The organism is Shewanella sp. DAU305, from assembly GCF_026802235.1.
In the GTDB taxonomy this organism is placed as follows: domain Bacteria; phylum Pseudomonadota; class Gammaproteobacteria; order Enterobacterales; family Shewanellaceae; genus Shewanella; species Shewanella baltica.
Genome location: NZ_CP113808.1, coordinates 4,939,818 through 4,956,252 on the forward strand (window position 1 = coordinate 4,939,818; position 16,435 = coordinate 4,956,252).

Annotated in this window: 15 protein-coding genes; 10 read left to right on the forward strand and 5 right to left on the reverse strand. The window is 47.4% G+C overall.

Annotated elements, in window-relative coordinates; all coding sequences use genetic code 11:
- The first annotated feature begins 3 nt into the window (after nt 1-3).
- The gene (trxA, locus tag OX890_RS20985) at nt 4-330 is read left to right on the forward strand and encodes a thioredoxin TrxA (RefSeq protein ID WP_006083360.1); all 327 of its coding nucleotides are present in this window, start codon (nt 4-6) and stop codon (nt 328-330) included.
- Nucleotides 331-539: 209 nt separating this feature from the next.
- Nucleotides 540-1,805, forward strand: coding sequence for a transcription termination factor Rho (gene rho, locus OX890_RS20990; protein WP_006083361.1), 1,266 nt, complete (start codon nt 540-542; stop codon nt 1,803-1,805).
- A gap of 53 nt (nt 1,806-1,858) precedes the next feature.
- Here rho and OX890_RS20995 read toward each other — a convergent pair whose 3' ends face one another.
- Entirely contained in the window at nt 1,859-2,785 is a 927-nt protein-coding gene (locus OX890_RS20995; RefSeq protein WP_011848013.1) for a LysR family transcriptional regulator, read from the reverse strand.
- Between the two features lie 134 nt (nt 2,786-2,919).
- On the opposite strand from OX890_RS20995, the gene OX890_RS21000 reads away from it, so the two are divergent.
- Both OX890_RS21000 and OX890_RS21005 read left to right on the forward strand, forming a co-directional pair.
- A complete protein-coding gene (locus OX890_RS21000; RefSeq protein ID WP_071940680.1) occupies nt 2,920-3,942 on the forward strand; it encodes a zinc-binding alcohol dehydrogenase family protein in 1,023 nt (340 codons plus the stop codon).
- Nucleotides 3,939-4,223: a putative quinol monooxygenase gene (locus OX890_RS21005; protein ID WP_006084381.1), complete on the forward strand. Its 285-nt coding sequence runs from the start codon at nt 3,939-3,941 to the stop codon at nt 4,221-4,223. Before OX890_RS21000 ends, OX890_RS21005 begins: the two co-directional genes overlap by 4 nt.
- A 49-nt stretch (nt 4,224-4,272) precedes the next feature.
- On the opposite strand, the gene OX890_RS21010 is transcribed toward OX890_RS21005, so the two are convergent.
- The 4 genes from OX890_RS21010 to OX890_RS21025 all read right to left on the reverse strand — a co-directional run bounded on the left by OX890_RS21010 (nt 4,273) and on the right by OX890_RS21025 (nt 8,685).
- Nucleotides 4,273-5,004, reverse strand: coding sequence for a fumarate reductase iron-sulfur subunit (locus OX890_RS21010; protein WP_126492949.1), 732 nt, complete (start codon nt 5,002-5,004; stop codon nt 4,273-4,275).
- On the reverse strand, nt 5,004-7,010 hold the full coding sequence (locus tag OX890_RS21015) for a fumarate reductase flavoprotein subunit (RefSeq protein WP_259579549.1): 2,007 nt from the start codon (nt 7,008-7,010) through the stop codon (nt 5,004-5,006). The genes OX890_RS21010 and OX890_RS21015 overlap by 1 nt, the downstream gene beginning before the upstream one ends.
- Nucleotides 7,011-7,118: 108 nt before the next feature.
- Nucleotides 7,119-7,790 carry a fumarate reductase cytochrome b subunit gene (locus OX890_RS21020; protein WP_268649881.1) on the reverse strand — a complete coding sequence of 224 codons (672 nt, stop codon included), beginning with the start codon at nt 7,788-7,790 and terminating at the stop codon, nt 7,119-7,121.
- 172 nt (nt 7,791-7,962) lie between these two features.
- Nucleotides 7,963-8,685 (reverse strand): fumarate reductase cytochrome b subunit, encoded by a 723-nt coding sequence (locus OX890_RS21025; RefSeq protein WP_220591303.1) that lies wholly within the window; start codon nt 8,683-8,685, stop codon nt 7,963-7,965.
- A 385-nt stretch (nt 8,686-9,070) separates the two neighbouring features.
- On the opposite strand from OX890_RS21025, the gene prmA reads away from it, so the two are divergent.
- The 6 genes from prmA (at nt 9,071) to OX890_RS21055 (ending at nt 16,425) form a co-directional block, all read left to right on the forward strand.
- The gene (prmA, locus tag OX890_RS21030) at nt 9,071-9,952 is read left to right on the forward strand and encodes a 50S ribosomal protein L11 methyltransferase (protein WP_106649202.1); all 882 of its coding nucleotides are present in this window, start codon (nt 9,071-9,073) and stop codon (nt 9,950-9,952) included.
- 174 nt (nt 9,953-10,126) lie between these two features.
- Nucleotides 10,127-11,095: a tRNA dihydrouridine synthase DusB gene (dusB, locus tag OX890_RS21035; protein ID WP_106649201.1), complete on the forward strand. Its 969-nt coding sequence runs from the start codon at nt 10,127-10,129 to the stop codon at nt 11,093-11,095.
- Between the two features lie 16 nt (nt 11,096-11,111).
- Nucleotides 11,112-11,417 (forward strand): DNA-binding transcriptional regulator Fis, encoded by a 306-nt coding sequence (gene fis, locus OX890_RS21040; RefSeq protein ID WP_006083371.1) that lies wholly within the window; start codon nt 11,112-11,114, stop codon nt 11,415-11,417.
- A 343-nt stretch (nt 11,418-11,760) separates the two neighbouring features.
- Nucleotides 11,761-14,751 carry a UvrD-helicase domain-containing protein gene (locus OX890_RS21045; protein WP_268649882.1) on the forward strand — a complete coding sequence of 997 codons (2,991 nt, stop codon included), beginning with the start codon at nt 11,761-11,763 and terminating at the stop codon, nt 14,749-14,751.
- A gap of 227 nt (nt 14,752-14,978) precedes the next feature.
- Nucleotides 14,979-15,788 (forward strand): iron-sulfur cluster repair di-iron protein, encoded by an 810-nt coding sequence (gene ric, locus OX890_RS21050; RefSeq protein WP_107946350.1) that lies wholly within the window; start codon nt 14,979-14,981, stop codon nt 15,786-15,788.
- A gap of 133 nt (nt 15,789-15,921) precedes the next feature.
- Nucleotides 15,922-16,425, forward strand: a complete 504-nt coding sequence (locus OX890_RS21055) for an AlbA family DNA-binding domain-containing protein (protein WP_006083417.1) — start codon at nt 15,922-15,924, stop codon at nt 16,423-16,425.
- The last annotated feature ends 10 nt before the right edge of the window (nt 16,426-16,435 follow it).

A 16,435-nucleotide genomic window follows, 5' to 3' on the forward strand; every position in this document is an offset into this window, starting at 1 on the left:
ATCATGAGCGATAAAATTATATACCTGAGTGACGACAGCTTCGAAAACGACGTATTAAAGTCTGATTTGCCAGTATTGGTAGACTTCTGGGCCGAGTGGTGTGGTCCTTGTAAAATGATCGCTCCAATTTTAGACGATGTGTCTGAAGAATATGCAGGCCGCGTGACTATCGCTAAATTAAACGTTGACCAAAACAATGTTTCTCCAGCGAAATATGGCGTTCGTGGCATCCCAACTTTACTGTTATTCAAGAACGGCGAATTAGCCGCAACTAAAGTTGGCGCACTATCAAAAACGCAATTAAAAGAGTTTATCGACGCGCAAATCTAATTTGATGTGGTAATGAGTGACCTCCGGCACAAGCTATAAATTAATTGTGCCGGAATTTCCCTAAATTTCTGGACGCCCCGCTTTGTTAGTGCTACTTTAATAACCAGATTCTTTCTAATAACCTCTTCTCGCTCGTCAATCACTATCCTGAATTACATCCTTACTGATTGATCGCGGTAAGCTTTGTCGCGTAACACAAGACCCCCAAAATGAACTTAACTGAATTAAAAGACACGCCGATTTCTGACCTAGTCTCGCTAGCTGAAAATATGAAGCTCGAAAATATGGCCCGCGCTCGCAAGCAGGACATTATTTTCTCAATCCTTAAAGCCCACGCAAAAAGTGGAGAAGACATTTTCGGTGGTGGGGTATTAGAAATACTCCAAGACGGTTTCGGCTTCTTACGCAGCTCAGACGGTTCTTATTTAGCTGGTCCAGATGACATCTATGTCTCACCAAGCCAAATTCGCCGCTTTAACATGCGAACGGGTGATACCATTTTTGGTAAAATTCGCCCACCGAAAGAAGGCGAGCGTTATTTTGCCCTATTGAAAGTAAACGAAGTTAACTTCGATAAACCAGAAAACTCCCGTAATAAAATCCTCTTTGAAAACTTAACCCCACTCCATGCAGAAGAACGTATGCGTATGGAGCGTGGCAACGGCTCAACTGAAGATATTACCGCACGTATTCTGGATTTATGCTCACCGATTGGTAAAGGTCAACGTGGTTTGATCGTTGCACCACCAAAAGCCGGTAAAACGCTATTACTTCAAGGTATTGCTCAGAGCATCAGTTACAACAACCCAGAAGTGGTGTTGATGGTATTGCTGATCGACGAACGCCCAGAAGAAGTAACTGAGATGCAACGCCTCGTTAAAGGCGAAGTTATCGCATCAACCTTCGATGAGCCAGCCAGCCGTCACGTTCAAGTTGCCGAAATGGTGATTGAAAAAGCCAAACGCTTGGTTGAGCACAAGAAAGACGTGGTTATTCTACTCGATTCTATTACTCGTCTAGCCCGTGCCTATAACACTGTTATCCCGTCATCGGGCAAAGTGTTAACCGGTGGTGTGGATGCGAACGCCCTGCACCGTCCAAAACGCTTCTTCGGTGCGGCACGTAACATCGAACACGGCGGCAGCTTGACCATTATCGCCACTGCTTTGGTTGATACAGGTTCTAAGATGGACGAAGTGATCTACGAAGAATTTAAAGGTACAGGTAACCAAGAGCTGCATCTGTCACGTAAAGCGGCTGAAAAGCGTGTGTTCCCAGCCATTGACTTCAACCGTAGTGGTACGCGTCGTGAAGAAAAACTCACGACTCAAGAAGAACTGCAAAAAATGTGGATCCTGCGTAAGATTTTAAATCCTATGGATGAAGTCAGCGCAATGGAATTCTTAATCGACAAATTGGCTATGACCAAGACTAACGAAGAATTCTTTACCGCCATGAAACGCGCTAAGTCTTAATCTTCGCGAGTCGCTAAAAAGCCGCATCATGCGGCTTTTTTGTTTCTTAAATCCTAAGATTTTTTTACTGCCAGTATTTGACCTAAGCTTTTACTCAAAGCCTGTGTGCGCTGCCGCAGCATTTCCCGCAGCAACAAGACAACAGGCGTCACATGCTCGCGTCCTGGGCACACTAAGTACAAATCGACTGGCTCACCTTGATACTCAGGCAACAATCGTACTAACCGCCCTGAAATTAAGTCATCGGCCAGATCTAGACTCGACTTAAATACCAATCCTTTACCTGCCACAGCCCAGCGACGAGCTATTTCCGCATCGTTAGCACTACGGTTGCCCGTGACACGCACTTTATATTCTTGGCCGTCGCGCCTAAATTGCCATTGATCGTGGGTTCGCTCATCTAACTTATAAAACAAGCAATTATGCTCTATCAGCTGTTCTAATGAATCTGGCACACCAAACTCGGCCAGATATTCAGGTGAGGCGCACAAGACACGATCAACACTGCAGAGCGGAAATGCCACTTGGTTTGAGTCCTGCGGTTTGCCGTAACGCACCGCGACATCAATTTTATCGTGATAAAAGCTGCTGATATTATCGCCAAGATGCAAGCGCACTTGCAATTGTGGGAAATCGAGCAAGAACTCGTCGAGCCAAGGCACAAACAGATTACGGCCAAAGTCTGAAGAAACCGACAGGCTTAAGGTGCCGGATATTTTACCTTTATCACTGGCGATAGCCTGTTCGCCAAGCGCTAAATCGCTTAGCGCACGTCGGCAATGAATAAGATAACGTTCACCTTGCACAGTCAAACGTAAGCTGCGTGTCGTGCGGATAAATAAGCTAGTATCGAGCTGTTTCTCAAGCCGTTTTATTGCAGCACTGGCAGAAGCGGCGGAGATATCCATCTCGGCCGCAGCGGCAGAAATATTGCCACAATCGGCGACCCGCACGAACAAAGCTAAATCATTAATCAACATGATTATCAAAAATCCTTTGAAAAAATTACAAACTTTACCCTGTTTATCTCTTGGCTAATATTCCACACAATGGCCACACGATACAAGTACACTCAAACAAGTAGACTCCAGCCAGTACACCCAGAGGAATAGACATGAAAGCCATTGGTTACCAAACTGCAGGTGCAATCACAGCACCCAATGCATTAGAAGACATCACGTTAGCCGAACCGACGGCGACAGGTTTTGACCTCTTGGTGGAAGTTAAAGCCATTTCCGTCAATCCGGTCGACACTAAAATCCGCGCATCCAGCTCTGCACCTGCGGGCGAATATAAGATCATCGGCTGGGATGCCGTCGGCGTCGTCAAAGCAGTTGGCGAAAACGTCAGTCTTTTCAACGTCGGTGATGAAGTGTGGTACGCGGGCGACATTAGCCGCAGCGGCAGTTATGCCGAATATCAATTGGTTGATGAGCGAATTGTCGGCCATAAACCTAAGAGTTTAACTTATGCCCAAGCGGCGGCATTACCCTTAACCGGAATTACAGCATGGGAGGTTCTATTCGACCGCTTAGGTTTGCCCCAAGATGGTTCGGCAACTGACGCCCGTATTTTAATTATCGGCGCGGCAGGTGGCGTTGGCTCTATCATCACTCAGCTGGCGGTAAAACTCACAGGGGCAGAGGTGATAGGCACGGCCTCTCGCCCAGAATCCACCGCTTGGGTGCAAAAACTCGGCGCCGATGCGGTCATAGACCACACTCAATCACTCTCGGGCGAACTTGCCAATATTGGCATTGCTGATGTGACCCATGTGATTAGCTTGACCCAAACCGATCAACACTTCGATGAGATCGTACAAGTGCTTAAGCCACAAGGGAAACTGGCGTTAATCGATGATCCTAAGGGGCCATTAGATGTGATGAAACTCAAGCGTAAGAGCCTGTCACTGCATTGGGAGCTGATGTTTACCCGCAGCCTGTATCAAACCGAAGATATGATAGCCCAACATCACTTACTCAATCGCTTAAGCGCACTTATCGATACAGGTGAGTTACAGAGTACGTTCGGCGAGCACTACGGCACAATTAATGCGCAGAACTTAATCAAGGCCCACACTCAGATTGAGTCAGGCAAAGCCATAGGTAAAATTGTTTTGGAAGGTTTTAACCAATGAAAATAACGGTATTTGCCCAAATCATAGCGAATCAAGGCCAAAGCGACGCGCTATTTAAGATACTCAAGCAACTCGTGACCGACACGCATACCGAGGCTGGCTGCATCGAATACAAACTGCACCACTCATTGGATGATGAAAATATCTTCTGGATGTACGAAATTTGGCAATCCCAAGCGGCATTGGATGAGCATATGGCGAGTGCGCATTTCCAAGCATTTGTCGCCCAAACGGCAGACTTAATCAGTCGAGCTGACATCCATAAAAGCTACGCCTGTTAATCAATAAAAAGCGCCAAGCGAGTTGGCGCTTTTCATTTTTCATAATGAATTAAATCAAAGTCATGGCCATCTTGCGGCGTAAATAGGCGATTTGCTGCATGTGTGGCAAATCCTTAGGACAGTTGTCTTGGCAGCCGAGTAAAGTCATACAACCAAACACCCCATCCTGATTACCAATCACATGGTAAAAATCCTCGGCAGTACGAGCGTCACGGCTATCCATCTCGAAACGGGCAATTTTCATCATACCTACGGCGCCGACAAAGGTTTCACGCATTTGTTTGGTCGCACAAGCTGAAACACACACGCCGCACTCAACGCAGCGCTCTAGCTCATACAGGCGCGCAGCTTCGTCTGGATCCATTGGATCTTCGAGGCGATGCACGCTGATGTCATTGGCCTTAGGGTGTAACCACAGCTTTAAGCGTTCGGCCAATTCCCGCATAAACTTACCGGTATTGACTGATAGGTCGCCAATCAACTCAAAGCCTGGCAGCGGCATTAAGGTGACTTCGCCCTTAGGATATTTGGCGGTTAAGGTACGACACGCTAACGTCGGGAAACCGTTAATCACCATAGCGCAACTGCCACAAATGCCCGCACGACAAACAAAGTCGAACTGCATCGAGGTATCTTGTTCTTCCCTAAGTTTATTAAGGGCGATAAAGACCGTCATACCCGGCGTTTCAGTGAGCTGATATCGCACCATTTTGGGCTTATCGTTTGGCTCCTGCGGATCATAACGAAAGATATTAAAGGTTAACTGACGACCTTGGCTCATTATGATTTTTCTCCTAACGCATTGGCGGACGGGCTTTTTAAGGTATCACTCAAACGTTCATTATTGGGTTGTAAGCTTTCGGGTAATTCAAAGGGCATAAGCGCCCGCTGGCGTTGATAACGGTCAGCATCGTCACCTAGCTCAGCTAAAATTTCGACAATCTGCTGCTCACGCTTTTCGGTATCGGGATGCACTATGGCGTTGTTGATGCCATAACCACGATAACCCGGCGGGAGTTCCATCTTCATTACATCCAGCGCTTCGTAATTAAGCACAGGTTCGAGCGCATCGGGATCCGGCCAACTGGCTAAGGTACGATTTAGCCAATCGCGATCATTGCGCTGTGGATAATCTTCTCGAGCATGGGCACCACGGCTCTCTGTTCGTGCCGCTGCGCCGCAGGCCACAGTCAGCGCCACTTTTAGCATACGCTTGACCCGCAGGGCTTCGACCAGCTCAGGATTGGCGTGACGCTTTTTACACTTAAGTCCGAGTTTACGCGAACGTTCCAGCAACACTTTAAGCTCGGCAACAGCCTTATCAAGCTCGGGGCCATTACGGAAAATCCCCACATAATCCATCATGATGCGCTGCATTTCACGTTTGAGGGCAAAGGCGCTCTCGTGGCCATCACCTTCGATCAGCAAATCTATTTCACTCTGCACTTGCTGCATAAACCGTTCAGCAAGCTGAGTGTCTATCTCTAGGCTATTGTTCTCACAAAAATCGGCGACATATTTACCAATAATCATGCCGCCAACCACGGTCTCGGCCAGCGAATTACCGCCTAAACGGTTAAAACCATGCATGTCCCAACACGCCGCTTCGCCGACGCTAAACAAGCCTTTGAGCTGCGGGCTTTCACCCGTGGCATTGGTTCGAATGCCGCCCATGGAATAATGCTGCGTTGGCCGTACCGGGATCCAATCTTTTGCGGGATCGATACCGAGGAAGTTTTCACAAATTTCCTGCACTTCACGCAGGTTGGTTTCGATATGTTTGCGACCTAACAGAGTGATATCCAGCCACAGATGCGGCCCATAGGGGCTATCAACGCCCTTCCCTTTCCGTATGTGTTCTGTCATGCGGCGCGATACCACATCCCGCGATGCCAACTCTTTTTTATCGGGCTCATAGTCTGGCATAAAGCGGTAACCGTCTTTATCGCGCAATAAGCCGCCATCACCACGGCAACCTTCCGTGGTTAAAATACCCACGGGAACGATAGCAGTGGGATGGAATTGTACCGCTTCCATATTGCCAAGCCTTGCCACGCCCGTTTCTAACGCGAGTGCTTGACCAATACCTTCGCAGATGATCGCATTGGTCGACACTTCATAAATGCGGCCATATCCGCCAGTGGCAATAGTGGTGGACTTAGCCACATAGGCCCTGAGTTCACCGGTTATCAAACAGCGGGCGATCACCCCATGGCAACGTTTACCATCGTGAATCAGTGCCAACGCTTCGATACGTTCATGGACGGGAATATCCATAGAAATCGCTTTGTTATCCATAGCGTATAACAGCGAATGACCCGTACCATCGGCCGTGTAGCAAGTGCGCCATTTTTTTGTGCCGCCAAAGTCACGGGCGTTAATCAGTCCATGGGCTTCCTGCGCCTCATGCAGCGTCACTTTTTGCGCGTTAACGATCACATCTCTTGGGCCAGCACTCACCCTCGACCAAGGTACGCCCCACGTAGCCAATTCACGCACCGCCTTAGGTGCACAGTGAGCAAACATCCGCGCGACATCTTGATCGCAGCCCCAATCGGAACCTTTTACCGTATCTTGAAAATGCACGTCTTCATCATCGCCCATACCCTTTACTGCATTGCCTAAGCTCGCCTGCATGCCGCCTTGGGCAGCTGCAGAGTGGGAACGTTTTGCAGGAATGAGTGACAGAACTAAGGTATCGAGTCCACGCTCTTTTGACGCGATGGCGACCCTTAAGCCAGCAAGTCCGGCACCTACCACTAATGAATCGGTATAAATCAGTTTCACGCCTGCTCCTTAATCGGGTCATTTATTCTTATGTAGTTTGCGATGTTCGACATTCTATTCACGATTAACTTATTCATTGATTGACTTATTCATTAATTGCCGGTGGAATTAACTCGCATGGGGTAAAAATGCCAGCAGTGAAGCTATGCCTACTGTGATAAATAGCACGCTCACTATGGTTTTGATCTTACGTAATCGACTGCGGCTATTGAGATCCCGCGCCGCGCCCCATTTCAAAGCCACACGGTAAATACCAATCGCCGCATGTAACTCCACAGTAAGCAACAAAGGCAGATAAACCATCCACACCCCTTGGTTCCAAATACGGTCGGCGCTCCCTTGGGGGCCGATGGTTTCGGGAGCCGAGCCAATAAGCCACAGATGTACTGGCAACAGCAGTAAAATCACTACACCGGTAATAGCTTGCCAACGCCATAGACGCGTATCACTGTGGTTGATCACTTGCATTTGCTGCCGCAATGCCCTTTGCTGGCGCAAACTCATGGGTAACTTTTGCAGCGCAACTAACACATGCACTAACGCAAGAACCGCGATACCCATTGCAATACCCGTCACCACCCAGGGATAACCGTGGCCATCATCAGAAAGAAAGCTCAGCTCCATAGTGCGCGCTACCCAATTCATGGCATCGCTACCCAGTAAAATCGATGACACTAAGACTAAGTGGGTCCACAGAAAAACCGCGAGGATGACGCCAGACAAGCTCTGACTTAAATCCAGCCAAGCACTCCATTTTTTAATAGTTAGTTTGATCGCCACCCTCTCGCCTCATACCGTTGACCTTATCGAGCCAATCTCATTAAGTCTTAGTGCAAATTAATATCGCTCACATATCCACACGAAAACGTGAGCCAGATCAATTGAGTGCTGAATAATTAACCTAATGCTTAAATAATAGCAGTGAAACAAAATCCTGCTGCCGGCTCAAAACCTACTCAGGCACGAAAGGCTGTACAGGAATACCCAGCTCACTGCCGATAAATAGATATGAAACTAGGCTCGCAGTACCAAGGCATAGCAAGTAAATAATCAGCACCTTGGCGAATTTTCGCAGGCCTGAGCGTTTGGTGGTTATGCCCCACTTTACCGCGACGCGATACAGGCCAATCATGGCGTGCACAACCACAGCAGGCAGCAACAGCACATACAGCAACCAAGCATTATCGTGATACACCCGCTCAGCCGATAAATGCGGGCCAATTTCAGGATTCAAAATCATAGTGAAGAGGTGAACTGGGACGAGGAAAAATAAGATAAAGCCGGTGATCAGTTGCCAAAACCACGCATGGGTATCCTTGTGGTTGATGCTACCCATGTGCAAGCGCAGGGCGCGCCATTGCCCGAGCTGCGCAGGAAAACGCCGCAGTGCCACCGCCGCATGCACTATCACCACCAATAACATAAACACCGAAAACACTTTAGTAACTATAGGGAAACCATGTCCTGTGCTGCTGAACATGCCACCTTCAAGCAACTGCACTACATGGTAAAAAGCCTCTTTACCCAGCAAAATGCTCGACTCAAAATGCATATGCAGCAATAAAAAGCCGCCGAGCATAATCCCAGTCGCACTCTGTAGCCTATCAGCCTTTGCTGACCAAGGATGACCTTGCGATGTACTCACCCTATTGTGAACTCGAGTTATGCTTGTCATCTTGGATTCACCTATGTCGTTTGTCGTTGGCACCTCTTGGCAAACTACACCATAGCAGTAACGCAGATCCGGCTTCAGCATCACAGATTTAAAGCGTGAGCCAACTCACCTGACGGAGTTAAACTCTTAGAAGATGATCACAAAAAACGTATCAAAACCAAACAAAGGTAAAACCAATTAACCAATACTTTTCATAGTGTTATGTCAAATAATAAAACTGACAATTCGTTTTTTAATACCAATCAATGCGCGTTCGCTAACACCTTGTCTACGCAGACAAAAACGCTATGCCACGATAGTCAGTCGCAGAACCTTAAGCCATGGTTTACAATAGCGCGATATTTTGAACCCTTAGCGTTTGCACACTCAGCCACAGGATGCCCCCATGCCTTGGATCCAACTCCGAATCAACACCAATAGCGATGACGCTGAAACCATCAGCGACTTGCTCATGGAAGAAGGCTCAGTCTCTATCACCTTTGAAGACGGTAAAGACACCCCTATTTTTGAACCTAAACTGGGCGAAACCCCACTGTGGCGCGATACCGTTGTCGTTGCCTTATTCGATGCAGAAACCGATCTGACACCGACCATCGCCATGCTGAAAACCTTGCCTTTTCTCGGTGAGCACTTCAGCCATAAAGTCGAACAAATTGAAGATAAAGACTGGGTACGCGAATGGATGGATAACTTCCACCCCATCCAATTCGGCACGCGTCTGTGGATCTGCCCAAGCTGGCGCGAGATCCCCGATCCAACTGCAGTCAATGTGATCCTCGATCCCGGTCTTGCCTTCGGCACAGGCACTCACCCTACGACTGCACTGTGTTTAGAATGGTTAGACAGCTTAGATTTAAGCAATGAAGAAGTAATTGATTTTGGCTGTGGCTCTGGCATCTTAGCCGTAGCCGCACTGAAACTGGGCGCGAAAAACGTCACAGGTATCGATATCGACTATCAAGCCATCGACGCTTCACGTGCTAATGCCGAGCGCAATGATGTCGCCGACAAGCTAGCCTTGTACTTACCAGAAGATCAACCCGCCGATCTCAAAGCCGACGTACTGGTCGCCAACATTCTTGCCGGCCCACTGCGTGAATTAGCGCCTTTGATCGCAGAACGCGTAAAAACCGGTGGCAAACTTGCCCTTTCCGGTCTCCTCAAAGAACAAGCCCAAGAAATCTCTGACTTTTATAGCCAATGGTTCGATATGGACGCAGCGGCTCACAAAGAAGATTGGAGCCGCTTGACAGGCAAGCGTAAATAGCGCTAAAGGGTGGCGCAACATGCGCCACCGCTGGCTTCCAACTATTTAGCCTCTGACTTCTCGCCGATTAAAAGTCAAGAAAAAAAATTACCTCTAGGTCATTTATTGACCTTTTCACGGCCAACAAAAAGGGCTACTATAGCGCCCCTTTGAAGAGCTAAGGTGAAACATAAAATGCAGATTGGACCCTATCAACTGAACAATCAGCTGATCGTGGCACCAATGGCAGGTGTCACCGATCAAGCTTTCCGTAATCTTTGTCTTCGTTATGGCGCAGCCCTAGCGGTTTCCGAGATGCTTTCATCCAATCCTGAGGTTTGGGATACAGATAAAAGCCGCCAGCGCATGACGCATTCTGGCGAGGAAGGCATCCGCTCAGTGCAAATTGCAGGAGCCGATCCTGATTTAATGGCGCAAGCCGCGTTGTTCAATGTTGAACAAGGCGCTCACATCATTGATATCAATATGGGTTGCCCCGCGAAAAAAGTGAATAAAAAGCTGGCTGGCTCAGCGCTGATGCAAAACCCGCCGCTGGTAAAAGAGATTTTACAAGCCGTGGTCGCCGCAGTGAATGTGCCTGTCACGTTAAAGATTCGCACCGGCTGGGAGCCAGAACACAAGAATGGTGTTCAAATCGCCCAGATTGCAGAGGATTGTGGCATCGCCTCGCTCGCCGTTCACGGCCGCACGAGACAATGTATGTACAGAGGCGACGCTGAGTACGACACGATCAAAGCAATCAAACAGAATGTCTCGATTCCTGTCGTCGCTAATGGGGATATCGACAGTCCGGAGAAAGCCCGCTTTGTGCTGGAATACACCGGTGCCGATGCCTTGATGATAGGACGGGGTGCTCAAGGACGGCCTTGGATTTTCAGAGAAATCCAGCACTACTTGGAAACGGGTAATAAGCTAGCGCCCATTGAGGTTGCCGAACAGCGTCAAGTGATGCTGGAACACCTCACCAAACTGTATGATTTGTATGGTGAATACAAGGGTATCCGCTTCGCCAGAAAACATATGGGATGGTACCTAGACCAAGAAGCTCAGCGCCAATTTAGGGCTGACTTTAATCGGCTGGAAACCGCTGCAGAACAGTATTCCCTCGTGGAATGTTATTTTGATGAATTAGTACAGAATTAATAAAGAGCAGAATAGAATGTTTGATCAGACAACTAACACAGAAGTTCACCAGCTTACCGTTGGCAAAATCGAAACCGCAAACGGCACTATCAAGCCCCAGTTATTACGTGACGCAGTAAAGCGTGCCGTAACTAACTTCTTCGCACAGTTGGACGGTCAGGAAGCACAAGAAGTTTATGAAATGGTGCTAAGCGAAGTTGAAGCGCCTCTGCTTGACATCATCATGCAACACACTCGTGGCAACCAAACCCGCGCAGCAAACATGCTAGGTATCAACCGTGGTACTCTGCGTAAAAAATTGAAAAAATACGGCATGAACTAATCCGCAAGGATTAAGCTGTTGTATTGAGAAAAGAAAAAGCCTGAAGAGATTCAGGCTTTTTTGCTTTCTGATACACGGTTTTCTAATGTACGCCTTTCTAATGTGCGTCCTTCTTATACACATAGTTACACAGTCACCATCATGCTTGGTTTGCCACGCCTCACACGCCAACTAAGACATCATTCACCAACACTATGAGCTTGGCTGCGTCTGGTGACCAAAATCAATAGACAATCCATACCGACCCATAGCACAACCTTGACACGAGCTATCAGGTTTTAAGTTATAATGCATTTAAAAATCAGCCTGTTAATTCTAAAACTTTTTAGCCGTAGGTTTTACATTGTCATTGACTCACTCTGAACAAGATATCAAGCACAGTTGGTTTGGCCATTTCTTTATTGGCAAAGCTGATGCGGTAAAACTCAGCGCCAGTGGTATTAGCATTAATCGCACTAAAGGCGGCTTTTTTGCTCACTCTCGCAGCGCTAATGAAGTTGCCGCTGACGAACATTTTACTTGGCAGCAGCTCGACTCCCCGCCGGTTTTTACCTTGAGTCCGCTCGGATACTTGCTCAGTTTCACTGTATCTGGTAAAGCCTATCAACTGCCGTTTCTAAGCTATTTTGCGCAGCATCAATTTGGCAACGAAATCGCACTGCTTTGGGCGAATGCTAATGGGGCGCGCATTGCTGAGTTAGTGGCGAAAGTCGATAAAATACTGGCACACACTTATTTACGTGAATCACGTTTAGAAATGATACAAGCCAGAGTCGCGCGCGAATATCAGCGTTGGTTCCCTTGGTGTGAAAACCTGCCATTAGCGACACATTTACGCTCTGTGTTAGCGAGGCTTAAGCAAATCCACCACTGGACCCGCGCCGATGTAAAGCAGTTGCGCGAAGATTACGTTCAGTCTCAGCTTGTTAAATTTGCCGACTATTTTGAGCAGGTAGAATCTAACCCCTTAACCGAAAAACAGCGCCGAGCTTGTATTATCGATGATAATAATAACTTGCTATTGGCAGGTGCAGGCACGGGCAAGACCAGTGTGATGGTCGGGCGAGCAGGATATTTGCTTAAGAGTGGTCAAGCAAAACCCGATGAAATACTGCTGTTAGCCTATGGCCGTCAAGCGGCTGACGAGATGGATGAGCGGATTAAAAACAAGCTTGGCACTGAGGATATCAAGGCGAGTACTTTCCACAGTTTAGGCTTAAAAATTATCGCCGATGTTGAGCGCGCTAAACCCAGTTTGTCCCCTTGGGCAGAGGATGACAAAGCCAAAGCGCTGTGGGTGCACAACACCCTTGAGACTTTGATTGAAGATGAGGCTTACCGTAAACAACTTTTCGAGTACTTCAGCCGTTTCTATTATGTTGAAAAAAGCCCGTTCGAGTTCGATGTGGAAGGCGAGTATTTTCAATACTTGAATGATAACGATATTCGCACCCTTAAAGGTGAGCGAGTCAAAAGCTTTGGTGAGCTCTACATTGCCAACTGGCTATTTAGCAATGGCATCGAATATGTTTATGAAACTAAGTATGAGCATGATGTGCGCAGTATTGATTTTCGTCAGTATCAACCCGATTTCTATCTGCCTGAATACCAAGTTTATCTTGAATACTATGGTATTGATGAACACCAGCATACCGCCCCTTATATCGACAACCAAAAGTACTTGGAATCGATGGCATGGAAACGCCAACTACATAAACAACATGGTACTAAGTGTGTTGAACTATTTTATTACCAACATAAAAACGGGTCGTTAGTCGGTAAGCTTGAGCAAGCTTTACAGGTCTTTAAAGTGCAATACGCCCCTTTACCCGATGAAGCCATACTCGCCACCCTGCATGAACTAGGCCGCGTGACTGAATTGGCAAAAATGTTTAGTCAGCTGATTGGGCTGTATAAAGCAGCTTGCCTTGATGAACATGGCCTTGAGGGGGTATTTGCCCGCGCCGCCGATGCTCAGCAGACCCGTAAGGCATTCGAACTGCTTGAGCCCATAATCACGCGCTATGAGCAACATTTAGCAATAAATGGCGACATTGATTTTGAGGACATGATTGGCAAAGCGCTGACGTATCTACAACGCGGGCAATTTATTAGCCCGTGGCGTTTCATTATGGTGGATGAGTTCCAAGATATTTCAGAACCACGTGCCCGCTTAGTGCGTGCCTTGAGGGATTCCTGTGCGCTCCATTCTAAAGCGCAGGCGTCTTTATTTTGTGTCGGGGATGACTGGCAGGCGATTTATCGCTTTAGCGGCGCAGATGTGAGTTTAACTACGCATTTTACTCACTATTTTGGCCCAACAGCCCAAAGCGACTTAGATCTGACTTTTAGGTTTAACAGTAGTATTGGGCAAGTCGCCACTCAGTTTGTTACCCAGAATCCCACGCAATTGAGCAAGGATATTCGCTCCCTCACTCAGGTCGCCTCCCCCGCGGTTTCAATATTACGCCGCGGAGAAAACGAACCGCCCAGTAAAGATGAGCCAAGCCCAAATGCATTGAAACAAGCATTAACGGCGATAAATGCAAGGATAAACGCCGGAAGTGACAAACTTAGCAGCTTACCGAACGTCTATTTGCTGGCACGTTTCTGGTTTCAGTTACCCGATAAAACCCAAGTTAACCAACTTAAAACTAAGTACCCCAACATGAAGATTGAGTGCCAATCTTTTCATGCTTCGAAAGGGAAAGAGGCCGATTATGTGGTGATCATGGGGATGAAGACGGGAATGCATGGCTTCCCTTCAATGAAAGTCACTCCTCCGATACTAGATGCATTTTTACCAAAAACGGAAGCGTTTGAATTTGCAGAAGAACGCCGACTATTTTATGTCGCATTAACGCGGGCAAAACACCGCGCCTATGTGATTGCCGATATGACAGATGTGAGTCCTTTCGTCACTGAACTGCTTACAAAAAACTACCCAATTGAACAAGATGAGTTCAGCACCTCTTTAGTACAAAGGTTATTTAAAGAAGTAAAATGCGTGCGTTGCAGCACGGGAACGCTTAAGCCTAGAACGGGAAATTTTAAATCGTTTTATTCTTGCTCACACTTTCCCTTGTGCGATCACAAGGAGCAAGGCTGCAAACTCTGCGCTAGCCCAATGACGCGTAACCATTTTGCAGGCTTTAAGGTGTGCCTAAATGAGGCTTGTGGACATATATCACCGCTTTGTAACCTCTGCGGCGGCGATATGCTGTTGAAGGATGGTCAATTCGGCCCCTTTTGGGCCTGTCGCAATTACCGCGGGCAAAACCTACCCAGTTGTACGAATACACTAAACAAGGCCAAGTTATCGCTACCAAATTAAGTGATAAAAAGCGAAACACTTTGGCATTTTCGTCAATCTGTATTTCAAGGTTACGAGAGCCAATTTGCAACTCCAAGCTAAGGCGGCCACCTACTCCTTAAGAGATATTTTATTCAGTTAACTGTGACATCATCAGCAAATCCTGAGTATTTTAGTCGGGTTTAGTTGCTACGCATTAAAGCTGCAAATAATATGAATGTAAATTTATTGCTGCTTTGGAGCTATTCATGTCTGCTACTTCTACCCCAAAAGATGCACAAGCCACTGGTCATGGAGTGGATTCTCAACCTCGCCATGATGCACAACTTGGTCAAGGTTTTCCGCTTAGTGAGAGCGCTCAGGATAACCACTGGCTGGAAAGAAAAGTCGGTGAGTTAGTTGCCGAAGATTTTCGCCGCGCCCATGTGTTCAGCCAATTTGGTATCGATTTCTGTTGTGGCGGCGGTAAACCGCTGTCGATCGCCTGCGAGCGTGCAGAAATAGATCCCGCAAAAGTGGTTGCTGCGCTGAATGCGGTAACACTGACTGGCAGCAAAGAAGATGAATTGAATCAATTACCCTTAGATCTACTTATTGAATATATAGAATCAACGCACCATCAATACGTGCGCGAAAAAGCACCGTTATTGGTCGAATACTCCGAGAAGATGGTCCGCGCCCACGGTGAGCACTATGCCGAAATAGTTCCCTTTGCGGGTTGGGTACGTGCTTTAGTAGAAGACCTGATGCCGCATTTAATGAAAGAAGAGAAAATACTGTTTCCGGCGATACGCGGTTTAAGTCAAGCAGAGCACATTGAAACTTGCTTTGGCCATATTGGTAATCCCATCAATGCGATGCAGCACGAACATGAAGAAGTCGGTTTGATCTTGCAAAAATTACACGAGCTCACGAACGACTTCACGCCACCGGAACATGCTTGCACTACGTGGCGTGTGTGTTATGCCACGCTAGCGGAATTTGAGGCTGATTTACATCAGCATATTCACTTAGAAAACAATATTCTATTTCCTAAGGCATTAGGTCTCGCTCAATAATCGATTAAATGTTGCTGCTGTGATGTCCCTTAAATTTCGGATCATCTGCAGAATTTTAAGGCTGGACCTAGGTCTGGCCTTTCAATTGTTGACGTGCTACAACAAGTCATGTGTCGCTGACGGATAAGCTGCCATGACATTTCAATCATTTGCACTCGATGATATTGCCGATTTACACGAATCGGCACAAGTAGAGTTTAAACTCGCCGGTGGCCGCGACGGCCAAGGTCAATTACCCGAAGATATTTGGGCTACTTATAGCTCCTTTGCTAACACCTTGGGTGGCGAGATCATCCTAGGCGTACGCGAAGAACGTGGCCATTTCAGCATTCAAGGCATTCCCAATCCGCTTCCTGTTTTACAAGAGTTTTGGGAGATACTCGATAATCCTAGCCGTACTAGCCATAATATTTTGGCGATTTCAGATGTGCAGATTATTGAAATTATGAATAAAAAGCTGATTCGCATCCGTGTACCGCTGGCGCCAGAGCAGCTCAAACCTATCTATGTCGGCGGCGATCCTTACACTGGGAGTTATTTTAGGGTGGGAGATGCCGACATGCATGCGAGCCGTCGGCAGGTCAATCTACTGTTACGCCGCGCCCATCTTTGCATGAAGCAGCTCAAGGCGCGTTAATCCGACATGT

Coding starts and splice junctions, on each gene's coding strand:
- trxA (WP_006083360.1), top strand. CDS start 4: ATGAGCGATAAAATTATATACCTGAGTGACGACAGCTTCGAAAACGAC.
- rho (WP_006083361.1), top strand. CDS start 540: ATGAACTTAACTGAATTAAAAGACACGCCGATTTCTGACCTAGTCTCG.
- OX890_RS20995 (WP_011848013.1), bottom strand. CDS start 2,785: ATGTTGATTAATGATTTAGCTTTGTTCGTGCGGGTCGCCGATTGTGGC.
- OX890_RS21000 (WP_071940680.1), top strand. CDS start 2,920: ATGAAAGCCATTGGTTACCAAACTGCAGGTGCAATCACAGCACCCAAT.
- OX890_RS21005 (WP_006084381.1), top strand. CDS start 3,939: ATGAAAATAACGGTATTTGCCCAAATCATAGCGAATCAAGGCCAAAGC.
- OX890_RS21010 (WP_126492949.1), bottom strand. CDS start 5,004: ATGAGCCAAGGTCGTCAGTTAACCTTTAATATCTTTCGTTATGATCCG.
- OX890_RS21025 (WP_220591303.1), bottom strand. CDS start 8,685: ATGACAAGCATAACTCGAGTTCACAATAGGGTGAGTACATCGCAAGGT.
- prmA (WP_106649202.1), top strand. CDS start 9,071: ATGCCTTGGATCCAACTCCGAATCAACACCAATAGCGATGACGCTGAA.
- dusB (WP_106649201.1), top strand. CDS start 10,127: ATGCAGATTGGACCCTATCAACTGAACAATCAGCTGATCGTGGCACCA.
- fis (WP_006083371.1), top strand. CDS start 11,112: ATGTTTGATCAGACAACTAACACAGAAGTTCACCAGCTTACCGTTGGC.
- ric (WP_107946350.1), top strand. CDS start 14,979: ATGTCTGCTACTTCTACCCCAAAAGATGCACAAGCCACTGGTCATGGA.
- OX890_RS21055 (WP_006083417.1), top strand. CDS start 15,922: ATGACATTTCAATCATTTGCACTCGATGATATTGCCGATTTACACGAA.